Source organism: Clostridium fessum (assembly GCF_003024715.1).
In the GTDB taxonomy this organism is placed as follows: Bacteria; Bacillota; Clostridia; order Lachnospirales; family Lachnospiraceae; genus Otoolea; species Otoolea fessa.
The window spans coordinates 374,664-387,086 of the sequence record NZ_PYLO01000002.1 but is presented as its reverse complement, the minus strand read 5'-3'; the positions used below and the strand labels follow the sequence as shown (position 1 = coordinate 387,086).

Sequence of the window (12,423 nt, the reverse complement as noted above, 5' to 3'; positions counted from 1 at the left end):
ATGACGAAAGATGTGCTTGTATCCGTGCGCGGTGCCCATATTGCGGACGGGGAGACGAATAACCTGGAGGTTATCATGGCAGGCAGCTATTATTTCAAAAATGGCAAGCATTATATCATCTATGATGAGATACTGGAGGGCGAGGAAGGAAGCATCCGCAATACCATCAAAGCCAATGCGGACAGCGTCGATATGATCAAGGGAGGCGATGCGCGGGCGCATATGATTTTTCAGGAGAACCGTCCGAATGTCAGCTGTTATGTGACTCCATACGGTCAGATGATCGTGGGTGTCACGACCGACCGCATCAAGATCAATGAAGGTCCGGATCATCTGAAAATCCAGATTGATTATACGCTGGAACTCAACTATGAGCAGACCAGCCAGAGCCATATTGAAATTGATGTGAAATCGAAGGCGACGGCGAAATTGAACCTGAAAGAGCAGTAAATATAAAAGAATATAGAAACAAAGAAATAAAATCGATGAATCAAAAATCCCGGAAACGTGCAATCAGTTACATTTCCGGGATTTTAAGATCCATTATTTATTTTTCTTGGACTTGGAAGCTTCTTTCTTTGCTGCCTCTTCTGTATTTTTCTTGAAACGGTCAAAGAATTTTTTCTTCTTCGGCAGCGGCGGGATACCTCCGCGCACGCTCTTGATCTCTGTGATATAAAGACCGCTGATGACAACCTTTGCCTCGGTGCGGAGCGGTAACTGAAGGAATACCTTCTCATCCGCGATCATGGTCACAACCTTCGGTCCGATCTTAGCCTTTACGATCGGGAGCTTCGCCCACTTCATATACCATGGAGTCTGGTCAATAACCATCTTCGGGAGACCGGAATCTCCGATTTTCAGTTTCTTTTTGTCAATCGCCAGAATCGAAACTGTCTGTTTCGAAGCGTCGATCATAGTCTGCTGCTCTGCCTGACGTTTCTGCATCCGGGAACCCAGAATATACAGTACGACAAGAAGGATAGCCAGAATGACGATAATAACTAGCAGTACATTCCAAAATGACATATATATATACCTCCGTTGTAGATAGCGGCGGGACGCAAATCCAATCCCATTTCGCAGAAATAACGAAAATAGCCGCGCAATTACTATGTATTATAGCATTGGAGAGGGGAAATGGCAAGAAAAATAGACGGGTAACTATGGCTTATTCCAAATCCATCAAAAAACCACTTGACACCCATCAAATCCCATGCTAAGATGGAGAATGCACTATTGTGGAAAACTGTGTTTTCCGGGTATTCGTATGCCCAAATGACAGTGCAGCTCCGTCGGCATGAAACAAGGCTGGTTCGGAGATGGAAAAATGCAAACCATAGAGATAGAAAGAAAACAGGGGTGAAACATCGAATGGAGAAAAGCAGGATGCGTCCGGTAAAAACCGGTAAAGGTGTAAGGATGACCTTCTCAAGACAAAAAGAAGTTCTGGAAATGCCGAATTTGATTGAGATTCAGAAAAACTCGTATCAGTGGTTCCTGGATGAGGGACTGAAAGAAGTGTTTGCTGATATCTCCCCGATCACGGATTTCGCAGGTCACTTGAGTCTGGAATTTGTGGATTTTACACTGTGTAAAAACGATATCAAATATACGATCGAAGAGTGCAAAGAGCGCGATGCGACCTATGCAGCTCCTCTGAAGGTAAAGGTAAGACTTTGCAATAAAGATAAAGATGAGATCAATGAACATGAGATTTTCATGGGTGATCTTCCACTTATGACCGACACCGGCTCCTTCGTTATCAACGGAGCGGAGCGAGTTATCGTCAGCCAGCTTGTTCGTTCCCCTGGTATTTATTATGGAATCGCGCACGATAAGATCGGTACAGAGTTATACAGCTGCACCGTTATCCCGAACCGGGGTGCCTGGCTGGAGTATGAGACAGATTCCAACGACATTTTCTACGTGCGTGTAGACCGGACCAGAAAAGTTCCTGTTACTGTTCTGATCCGTGCTCTTGGTTACGGTACTAACGCCGAGATCATTGACCTGTTCGGCGATGAGCTGAAACTGGAGAAGAGCTTCGAGAAGGATCCGTCCAACAACTACCAGGATGGTCTTCTGGAATTATATAAGAAGATTCGTCCGGGTGAGCCGCTTTCCGTAGACAGCGCAGAGAGCCTGTTAAACAGCATGTTCTTCGATCCGCGCCGCTACGATCTGGCAAAGGTGGGTCGTTATAAATTCAATAAAAAGCTTCACTTTAAGAACCGTATCGTAGGTCACGTTCTGGCTGAGGATGTGGTTGATACAACTACCGGAGAGATTCTGGCGGAGCAGGGAACAAAGGTCACCAAGGAACTTGCTACTGACATCCAGAACGCAGGCGTTCCGTTTGTATGGATTCAGGGTGAGAAGAAGAATCACAAGGTTCTTTCTAACATGATGGTAGATCTGGGCGCTTATGTGAATTTCGATCCGGAAGAAGTAGGCGTCACAGAGTTAGTATTCTATCCGGTTCTCCAGGGTATTCTGGAAGAAAATGCCGGCGCTTCTGATGAGGAGTTAAAAGAGATTATCCGCAGAGATATCCATGACCTGATTCCGAAGCACATTACGAAGGAAGATATCATCGCTTCCATCAACTACAACATGCATCTGGAAGGTGGCATCGGCAATCCAGATGATATCGATCATCTGGGCAACCGTCGTATCCGTGCGGTCGGCGAGCTGCTTCAGAACCAGTACCGTATCGGTCTGTCCCGTATGGAGCGTGTGGTACGTGAGCGTATGACAACACAGGACATGGAAGGTGTTTCTGCCCAGTCCCTGATCAATATCAAGCCGGTTACAGCAGCAGTCAAGGAGTTCTTCGGAAGTTCCCAGCTGTCCCAGTTCATGGATCAGAACAACCCGCTGTCCGAGCTGACCCATAAGAGACGTCTTTCCGCCCTGGGTCCTGGCGGTCTGTCAAGGGACCGTGCCGGATTCGAGGTACGAGATGTACACTACACACACTATGGCCGTATGTGCCCGATCGAGACACCTGAGGGACCGAACATCGGTCTGATCAACTCCCTGGCATCTTACGCACGTGTCAATGAGTACGGTTTCATCGAAGCTCCGTACCGTGTAGTAGATAAAACCGATCCGTCCAACCCGGTTGTTACGGATGAGGTTGTATACCTGACAGCAGACGAGGAAGATAACTTCGTTGTTGCACAGGCAAACGAGCAGTTAGACGAAGAAGGACACTTCGTCCACAATAACGTATCTGGTCGTTTCCGTGAGGAGACCTCCGAGTTCCAGAAGAAGAAAATCGACCTGATGGACGTATCCCCGAAGATGGTATTCTCCGTAGCTACTTCCATGATTCCGTTCCTGCAGAACGACGATGCGAACCGTGCTCTGATGGGATCGAACATGCAGCGTCAGGCGGTACCGCTTCTGACCACCGAGAGAGCCGTTGTCGATACCGGTATTTCCGCGAAGGCAGCTGTTGACTCCGGTGTGTGTGTCGTTGCAAAGAATGCCGGTGTGGTTGAGCGCTCCGCTTCCAACGAGATCATCATCAAGAGAGATTCCGATGGAAACCGCGATGTATACCATCTGACAAAATTCAAGAGAAGTAACCAGTCCAACTGCTACAATCAGAAACCGATTGTATACAAGAATGACCATGTCGAAGCTGGCGAGGTTATCGCAGATGGTCCGTCCACCTGCAACGGTGAGATCGGTCTGGGCAAAAACCCGCTGATCGGCTTCATGACCTGGGAAGGCTACAACTACGAGGATGCCGTTCTTCTGTCTGAGCGTCTGGTTCAGGAGGATGTATATACCTCCGTCCATATCGAGGAATACGAGGCAGAAGCACGTGATACCAAGCTGGGACCGGAAGAGATCACAAGAGATGTTCCGGGTGTCGGCGAGGATGCACTGAAAGATCTGGACGAGCGCGGTATCATCCGCATCGGTGCAGAGGTTCGTGCCGGTGATATCCTGGTAGGTAAGGTTACTCCGAAGGGAGAGACCGAGCTGACCGCAGAAGAGCGCCTGTTACGTGCGATCTTCGGTGAGAAGGCAAGAGAGGTTCGTGATACCTCCCTGAAAGTACCGCATGGTGCATACGGTATCATCATTGATGCGAAGGTATTTACAAGAGAGAACGGCGACGAGCTGGCTCCGGGTGTAAATAAGACCGTTCGTATCTACATTGCACAGAAGAGAAAGATTTCCGTCGGCGATAAGATGGCTGGTCGTCATGGTAACAAGGGTGTCGTTTCCCGTGTGCTTCCGGTTGAGGATATGCCGTTCCTTCCGAATGGCCGTCCGCTCGACATCGTACTGAACCCACTGGGCGTACCGTCCCGTATGAATATCGGACAGGTCCTGGAGATTCATTTAAGCCTTGCTGCCAAAGCACTTGGTTTTGATGTATCCACCCCGATTTTCGACGGTGCAGACGAGAAAGATATTCAGAACACTCTGGAGATGGCAAATGACTATGTCAACACCTCCTGGGAAGAGTTCGAAGCAAAATATAAAGATATTGTAGATCCGGAAGTTATGGAGTATCTGGGTACCCATCTGGAGCACAGAAAACTCTGGAAGGGCGTTCCGATCGGACGCGATGGTAAAGTCCGCCTGAGAGATGGACGTACCGGCGAATACTTCGACAGCCCGGTTACAATCGGACACATGCATTACCTGAAACTGCATCATCTGGTTGATGATAAGATTCATGCACGCTCCACAGGTCCTTACTCCCTCGTTACACAGCAGCCGCTGGGTGGTAAAGCTCAGTTCGGTGGCCAGCGTTTCGGAGAGATGGAGGTTTGGGCACTGGAGGCGTATGGCGCATCCTATACGCTGCAGGAGATCCTGACCGTGAAGTCCGATGATGTGGTAGGTCGTGTGAAGACATACGAGGCAATCATCAAGGGCGAGAATATTCCGGAGCCGGGTATTCCGGAGTCCTTCAAGGTACTCTTAAAAGAGCTTCAGTCCCTGGGTCTGGATGTCAGAGTTCTGGCAGAAGACGGTTCCGAGATCGAGCTCAAGGAGAACATCGACGAAGGCGATACCGATCTTCGTTCCGTCATCGAGGGTGACAGCAAGCGTTACTCTCAGAATGAGTCCTTCGGCAACTACGGTTACCAGGAGCAGGAATTTAAAGATGGTGAGCTGACCGATGTAGAGCATGATGAGTATACAGCAGAGGCAGACGGCTATACAGACGATGACTATGCAGACGTTTCCGATGATAATGGATCTGACGACGAAGAATAATCGATAGGAGGGAGTACCGCTCATGCCAGAGACAAATGAAACATATCAACCATTGACATTTGACGCAATCAAGATCGGTTTGGCATCCCCTGAAAAGATTCTGGAGTGGTCTCACGGCGAGGTTAAAAAGCCGGAGACCATCAACTACAGAACATTAAAGCCGGAGAAAGACGGCCTGTTCTGTGAGAGAATCTTTGGACCGAGCAAGGACTGGGAGTGCCACTGTGGTAAATATAAAAAAATCAGATATAAAGGTGTTATCTGTGACCGCTGCGGCGTTGAGGTTACAAAAGCCAGCGTCCGCCGTGAGCGCATGGGTCATATCGAGCTTGCAGCTCCGGTTTCCCACATCTGGTATTTCAAGGGAATTCCGAGCCGCATGGGTCTGATTCTGGACATTTCTCCGAGAACTCTGGAGAAGGTTCTGTACTTCGCTTCCTATATCGTGCTGGATCCGGGACAGACCGGACTGCAGATGAAGCAGGTTCTGTCTGAGAAGGAGTACCGTGACGAGATCGAAAAATACGGTTACGGTTCTTTCCGTGTCGGCATGGGTGCCGAGGCGATTCAGGAGCTTTTAAAGGCGATCGACCTGGAGAAGGATTCTGAGGATCTGAGAAACCAGTTACAGGATGCAACCGGACAGAAGCGTGCCCGTATCATCAAGCGTCTGGAAGTCGTAGAGGCATTCAGAAATTCCGGCAACAAACCGGAGTGGATGATCATGACCGTTGTCCCGGTTATCCCGCCGGATATCCGTCCGATGGTACAGCTGGATGGCGGACGTTTCGCAACTTCCGACTTAAACGACCTGTACCGCCGTATTATCAACCGTAACAACCGTCTGGCAAGACTTCTGGAGCTCGGCGCACCGGATATCATCGTGCGCAACGAGAAACGTATGCTTCAGGAGGCAGTTGACGCCCTGATCGACAATGGCCGCCGCGGTCGTCCGGTTACCGGTCCTGGCAACCGTGCCCTCAAGTCCCTTTCCGATATGTTAAAGGGTAAACAGGGACGTTTCCGTCAGAACCTGCTGGGTAAACGAGTTGACTATTCCGGACGTTCTGTTATCGTCGTAGGACCGGAGTTAAAGATTTACCAGTGCGGTCTGCCGAAAGAGATGGCGATCGAGCTGTTTAAACCGTTCGTTATGAAAGAGCTGGTTTCCAACGGAACCGCTCATAACATTAAAAATGCAAAGAAGATGGTAGAGCGCCTTCAGCCGGAGGTTTGGGACGTTCTCGAGGATGTAATCAAAGAGCATCCGGTTATGTTAAACCGTGCTCCTACACTGCATCGTCTGGGTATTCAGGCATTCGAGCCGATTCTGGTAGAAGGTAAGGCAATCAAGCTGCATCCGCTTGTTTGTACCGCATTCAACGCCGATTTCGATGGCGACCAGATGGCGGTACATCTTCCGCTTTCCGTGGAGGCACAGGCAGAGTGCCGTTTCCTGCTGCTTTCTCCGAATAACCTGTTAAAACCGTCCGATGGTGGTCCGGTAGCCGTTCCTTCTCAGGATATGGTACTTGGTATTTACTATCTGACCCAGGAACGTCCGGGCGCCAAGGGCGAGGGCATGGCATTCAAGAGCATCAACGAGGCGATTCTTGCATACGAGAACAAGGTTGTTACCCTGCATTCCCGTGTCAAAGTAAGAGTAACCCGCACGATGCCGGATGGCACAACGAAGACTGGTATCATCGAGTCTACCGTTGGACGTTTCATCTTCAACGAGATCATCCCGCAGGATCTGGGCTTCGTAGACCGTTCCCAGAAAGAGAACGAGCTGAAACTGGAAGTTGACTTCCACGTAGGCAAGAAGCAGTTAAAGCAGATTCTGGAGAAGGTTATCAATGTCCATGGTGCAACCCAGACAGCGATCACCCTGGATGATATTAAGGCGATTGGCTACAAGTTCTCTACACGTGCAGCCATGACCGTATCGATTTCCGATATGACCGTACCGGCAAGCAAGCCGAAGCTGATTGCTGACGCGCAGGCAACGGTTGACCATATCGCAAAGAACTTCCGCCGTGGTCTTATCACAGAGGAAGAGCGTTACAAAGAAGTTATCGAGACCTGGAAGGCAACCGATGATCAGCTGACTCACGACCTGCTGACAGGACTTGACAAATATAACAACATCTTCATGATGGCTGACTCCGGTGCGCGAGGATCGGATAAGCAGATTAAACAGCTTGCTGGTATGCGAGGACTGATGGCAGATACGACCGGTCATACGATTGAACTTCCTATCAAGTCCAACTTCCGTGAGGGTCTGGACGTACTGGAGTACTTCATCTCCGCACACGGAGCTCGAAAAGGTATGTCCGATACGGCTCTGCGTACTGCCGACTCTGGTTACCTGACCAGACGTCTGGTAGACGTATCCCAGGATCTGATCGTCCGCGAGGAGGACTGCTGCTGGGATAAGCCGGAGATTCCGTATATGGAGATCAAGGCATTCATGGATGGTCAGGAGACCATCGAGACATTGCAGGAGCGTATCACAGGACGTTTCATCGCTGAGACAATCACAGACCCGGATACAGGTGAAGTGGTGATTGAGAAGAATCATATGTGTACGCCGAAGCGTGCAGCGGCTGTTATGGCAGCATTGAAGAAACAGGGCAGAGATTCCATCAAGATCCGTACCGTCCTGACCTGTAAATCCCATATCGGTGTGTGTGCGAAGTGCTACGGTGCCAACATGGCAACCGGTCAGCCGGTCCAGGTCGGTGAGGCAGTCGGCATCATCGCGGCACAGTCTATCGGTGAGCCTGGTACACAGCTGACCATGCGTACGTTCCACTCGGGCGGCGTTGCCGGTGGCGATATCACACAGGGTCTTCCGCGTGTCGAGGAGCTTTTCGAGGCACGTAAGCCGAAGGGACTTGCTATCATCGCTGAGTTCGGCGGTGTGGCAACCATCAAAGATACCAAGAAGAAACGTGAGATCATTATCACGGATAATGAGACGGGCAATTCCAAGACATACCTGATTCCTTACGGCTCCCGTATCAAGATTCAGGACGGCGCGGTTCTGGAGGCTGGTGACGAGCTGACCGAAGGTAGCGTGAACCCGCACGATATTCTGAAGATCAAGGGCGTTCGCGCCGTACAGGATTACATGATCCAGGAAGTACAGCGTGTATACCGCTTACAGGGTGTAGAAATCAACGATAAGCATATCGAGATGATCGTACACCAGATGTTAAAGAAGATTAAGATTGAGGAAAGTGGAGATTCCGACGTACTGCCGGGCGTATCCATGGATGTACTCGATTTCAACGAGATGAACGAGGCGCTGGAAGCCGAGGGCAAAGAGCCGGCGATCGGACGTCAGGTTATGCTGGGTATCACCAAGGCATCTCTGGCAACCGACTCCTTCTTATCCGCTGCATCCTTCCAGGAGACAACCAAGGTTCTGACCGAGGCTGCCATCAACGGAAAGGTAGATAAGCTGATTGGTCTGAAGGAGAACGTTCTGATTGGTAAGCTGATTCCGGCTGGTACCGGTATGAAGCGTTACCGCTCCATCAAGCTGAACACAGATGTTGAGGAAGAGGATGATATCGATCTGGCAGAGGACGACTTCAACGAGCCGGCTGAACTGGACGAGGCAGACAAGATTGTACTCAACGAGGATGAGCTGAGTGAAGAATAATTAAAAATGAAAAACGGAATCGTTTTTTGGAGATCGCCGCAGAGATGCGGCGGTCTTTTTTTGTGCCAATGATGCGCACTCGCGCGAAGCTGTAGGTTGTCGCAAGCGACCGCGCGAGACGCCCGAATGTGCCAAGGCACATTCGTTCCTGCCATATCATAGACAGAAAACCGTAAGAAATAGAAGCGCGGGATTGGTTGAATCGAAGGGGAAAATCCGTTATACTTATAAAGGAAATGTTTAAAATCCAAAGTAATGTGATTAAATTGTATAAATTTAAAGAACAAATTTAACGATTTTAGACTTTCAAAACAGAAACAATTATTTTAAAAATAGAGACATTGGAAGGAGATTATATAGATGAAGAGACACAATTGGCTCAAAAAACACACACTGGGACTGGCGGCGGCTCTGCTGATGACAGCCGGTATGTCGCAGATCGCGCTGGCAGGTGACTCGGTGTATGTCAATACGTCTTCCCTGCGCTACCGGACATCGGCGCAGATCAAGGACAATAATATCGCGGGCAATCTGTCCTACGGTCAGAAGCTGGAGCGCGTGGGAACCAGCGGGCAGTGGACGATGATTCTTTTGAATGGAAAGAAGTATTACGTTTCATCCGCCTATGTGACAAGCAAAAAACCGGCATCTGCAGGTGCTGTCCAGACAACCAGCCAGACAGCAGCGGGAGCGCAGACATCCGGCGGCACGGCGATCGCACTTTCTTCTAATTATAAATACGCAAATTATTCAAAGATCAACAGCGGAACTGCGACCCTGTACCGCTCGACTGCTTCCAACAAGAAAAATAAAGTGGTCTGTGTCAATGCCGGACATGGAACAAACGGTGGCGGAAGCGTCAAGACCCAGTGTCATCCGGATGGAAGTGCGAAAGTAACCGGCGGCACAACCGGAGCCGGTGCTACCTCAGCAGTGGCAGTTTCCAGCGGTATGACCTTTGCAGATGGAACAGCAGAGAGCAAGGTAACACTTGCTATGGCAAAGGTGCTTAAGACAAAACTTCTGAATGCAGGCTATGATGTACTGATGATCCGTGAATCAGATGATGTACAGCTGGATAATATAGCTCGTACGGTCATTGCGAATAACAACGCGGACTGTCATATAGCCTTGCACTGGGATTCAACCAGCAGCAACAAGGGTGCCTTTTTCATGAGCGTTCCAAGCAATGCAACCTACCGTGCGATGGAGCCGGTTGCCTCTCATTGGAAGCAGCACAACCAACTGGGCGAGTCGCTGATCAGCGGCTTAAAGAGCGCGGGTGTGAAGATTTATTCTAAAGGCAGCATGGAGATGGATTTGACCCAGACTTCCTATTCAACGATTCCGAGTGTGGATATTGAGCTGGGAGATAAGGCGTCCGATCATTCGGGTGCGACGCTTGAGACTCTGGCGAACGGACTGCTGGCTGGCGTGAATATATTCTTCGGACAGTAAAAACTGAAAGGAGGAAAGCGTATGGGATTGGTGGCGTTTATTATGGCATATGCATTATTTGCGTTTATCTTTTATATTCTGCAGGTAATTGCATACTGGAAGATCTTTACAAAAGCCGGGGAAGAAGGATGGAAATCCATCATTCCGATTTACAATGGCTATGTACAGTACCGGCTGACCTGGGATGTGCAGTATTTCTGGGTGGCACTCGGACTGGCGGTCGGCGGAGGTATTTTAAATTCCTTCGGCGGAATCGTGGGAGTTATCGGTTCGCTTGCGCTTCTGGGAACAGCACTCATGAATGTGGTGGCACTCTATAAGCTGGCGTGTGCCTATGGTCACGGGATAGGATTTACGATTGGTTTATTTTTCCTGAATCCGCTTTTTATGCTGATTCTTGGTTTTGGTGATTCGGAGTACATGGGACCGCAGGAGTAGCGGAAATGAAGTTCCGGGATATTTAAGATATTTTCCAGAAAAAAAGAGTCAGATGAGACAATAGAGGGTTTTGCACTGTACCTGTCTACAGCGCAAAACCCTTGTTACTGCTCACAGGTAGGCACTTTTGGAACCGAAAGTGCCGTAAGAAAACGTGGTGGCAGCAGGAATTTGCCGTATTTAAATGCGAAGCCACGGCAAATTCCGTTACTGGGCACGTATGCGTGAACAGTAACAAACCCTTTATTTTACGGGAAAAATTTGCATTTTATACCTTGACAGTGCAACTCAAACTAGCTATAATAAGTAAGCGTGCAAAATTCAAGGAATTTCTGCGCGGAAATACAAGCTTAAAAAAGCAACCACAGACAATATCACAGGAGGTGAAAAGGATGCCTACATTTAACCAGTTAGTAAGAAAGGGAAGACAGACATCTGAAAAGAAATCAACAGCTCCGGCTCTGCAGAAGGGATACAACTCTTTACAGAAGAAAGCTATCAACGTTTCTGCACCGCAGAAGAGAGGCGTGTGTACAGCCGTTAAGACTGCAACACCTAAAAAGCCTAACTCTGCTCTTAGAAAAATCGCCAGAGTTCGTCTTTCCAACGGTATCGAAGTAACAAGCTACATCCCGGGTGAGGGACACAACTTACAGGAGCACAGCGTTGTTCTGATTCGTGGTGGTCGTGTAAAAGACTTACCAGGTACCAGATACCACATCATCAGAGGTACTCTTGATACTGCAGGCGTAGCCAACAGAAAACAGGCGCGTTCCAAATACGGCGCTAAGAGACCGAAAGACAAGAAATAATTTTAATTAGGTAGAAGTTCTATTAGATTTAGAATGAATGTGCCGGACTTTGATATTGATCCTGTAGGTTGCAGGGAATCATAGAACCGCGCACGAGACGCAGGTTGAACTTAGAGAGAACCTGCCGAGTAGGAAGAGAGGAAGCACCATGCTCAATGTCGCGCTGAAAGACGCGCTCGTTTCGCAGGTGCGCTTTCACACTAAGCTCGTGAGGAACCTCGCTAAGTGTTCAATGCGAGTACCTAAGATCTAATGAATGGCTCCCGCGGCTCCCCGCCGGAGCAGATATTAAGGAGGGAAGTAACGTGCCACGTAAAGGACATACTCAGAAAAGAGACGTATTAGCGGATCCGCTGTACAACAACAAGGTTGTTACTAAATTAATCAACAACATCATGCTGGACGGCAAAAAGGGCGTTGCTCAGAAGATCGTATACGGCGCGTTTGATCGTGTCGCTGCAGAATCCGGTAAGGAAGCTGTAGAGGTTTTCGAAGAGGCAATGAACAACATCATGCCGGTTCTGGAAGTTAAGGCAAAACGTATCGGTGGTGCTACCTATCAGGTACCGATCGAGGTTAAGCCGGAAAGAAGACAGGCTCTTGCACTTCGCTGGATCACTCTGTACTCCCGTAAGAGAGGCGAGAAGACTCAGGAAGAGAGACTGGCAAAAGAGATTCTGGATGCAGCTAACAACACTGGTGCATCTGTGAAGAAGAAAGAAGATATGCATAAGATGGCAGAGGCTAACAAGGCATTTGCTCATTACAGATTCTAATAGGAGGAAAAAG

The 12,423-nt window shown here is 49.1% G+C and carries 8 protein-coding genes; 7 read left to right on the top strand and 1 reads right to left on the bottom strand.

Annotation, left to right across the window (positions count from 1 at the left end; translation table 11 throughout):
* Window positions 1-450, top strand: a complete 450-nt coding sequence (locus C7U56_RS06790) for a YwiB family protein (protein WP_107000678.1) — start codon at window positions 1-3, stop codon at window positions 448-450.
* Window positions 451-543: 93 nt separating this feature from the next.
* On the opposite strand, the gene C7U56_RS06785 is transcribed toward C7U56_RS06790, so the two are convergent.
* Complete coding sequence (locus C7U56_RS06785; RefSeq protein WP_022360091.1) at window positions 544-1,029, bottom strand: hypothetical protein; 486 nt, start codon at window positions 1,027-1,029, stop codon at window positions 544-546.
* Between the two features lie 345 nt (window positions 1,030-1,374).
* Here C7U56_RS06785 and rpoB point away from each other — a divergent pair, with 345 nt between their 5' ends.
* The 6 genes from rpoB to rpsG all read left to right on the top strand — a co-directional run bounded on the left by rpoB (window position 1,375) and on the right by rpsG (window position 12,410).
* Window positions 1,375-5,253 carry a DNA-directed RNA polymerase subunit beta gene (rpoB, locus tag C7U56_RS06780; protein WP_107000677.1) on the top strand — a complete coding sequence of 1,293 codons (3,879 nt, stop codon included), beginning with the start codon at window positions 1,375-1,377 and terminating at the stop codon, window positions 5,251-5,253.
* A gap of 22 nt (window positions 5,254-5,275) precedes the next feature.
* Complete coding sequence (rpoC, locus tag C7U56_RS06775; RefSeq protein ID WP_107000676.1) at window positions 5,276-8,926, top strand: DNA-directed RNA polymerase subunit beta'; 3,651 nt, start codon at window positions 5,276-5,278, stop codon at window positions 8,924-8,926.
* 360 nt (window positions 8,927-9,286) lie between these two features.
* Window positions 9,287-10,384, top strand: a complete 1,098-nt coding sequence (locus C7U56_RS06770) for an N-acetylmuramoyl-L-alanine amidase (protein WP_107000675.1) — start codon at window positions 9,287-9,289, stop codon at window positions 10,382-10,384.
* Window positions 10,385-10,405: 21 nt separating this feature from the next.
* On the top strand, window positions 10,406-10,822 hold the full coding sequence (locus C7U56_RS06765; protein WP_022358471.1) for a DUF5684 domain-containing protein: 417 nt from the start codon (window positions 10,406-10,408) through the stop codon (window positions 10,820-10,822).
* A gap of 392 nt (window positions 10,823-11,214) precedes the next feature.
* A complete protein-coding gene (gene rpsL / locus C7U56_RS06760; protein ID WP_022358472.1) occupies window positions 11,215-11,634 on the top strand; it encodes a 30S ribosomal protein S12 in 420 nt (139 codons plus the stop codon).
* A gap of 305 nt (window positions 11,635-11,939) precedes the next feature.
* Window positions 11,940-12,410 (top strand): 30S ribosomal protein S7, encoded by a 471-nt coding sequence (rpsG, locus tag C7U56_RS06755; RefSeq protein WP_022358473.1) that lies wholly within the window; start codon window positions 11,940-11,942, stop codon window positions 12,408-12,410.
* Window positions 12,411-12,423 lie beyond the last annotated feature (13 nt).

What these genes read in the sequence shown, in the direction of transcription:
- C7U56_RS06790 (WP_107000678.1), top strand. Translation starts at nt 1, where the DNA reads ATGACGAAAGATGTGCTTGTATCCGTGCGCGGTGCCCATATTGCGGAC.
- C7U56_RS06785 (WP_022360091.1), bottom strand. Translation starts at nt 1,029, where the DNA reads ATGTCATTTTGGAATGTACTGCTAGTTATTATCGTCATTCTGGCTATC.
- rpoB (WP_107000677.1), top strand. Translation starts at nt 1,375, where the DNA reads ATGGAGAAAAGCAGGATGCGTCCGGTAAAAACCGGTAAAGGTGTAAGG.
- rpoC (WP_107000676.1), top strand. Translation starts at nt 5,276, where the DNA reads ATGCCAGAGACAAATGAAACATATCAACCATTGACATTTGACGCAATC.
- C7U56_RS06770 (WP_107000675.1), top strand. Translation starts at nt 9,287, where the DNA reads ATGAAGAGACACAATTGGCTCAAAAAACACACACTGGGACTGGCGGCG.
- C7U56_RS06765 (WP_022358471.1), top strand. Translation starts at nt 10,406, where the DNA reads ATGGGATTGGTGGCGTTTATTATGGCATATGCATTATTTGCGTTTATC.
- rpsL (WP_022358472.1), top strand. Translation starts at nt 11,215, where the DNA reads ATGCCTACATTTAACCAGTTAGTAAGAAAGGGAAGACAGACATCTGAA.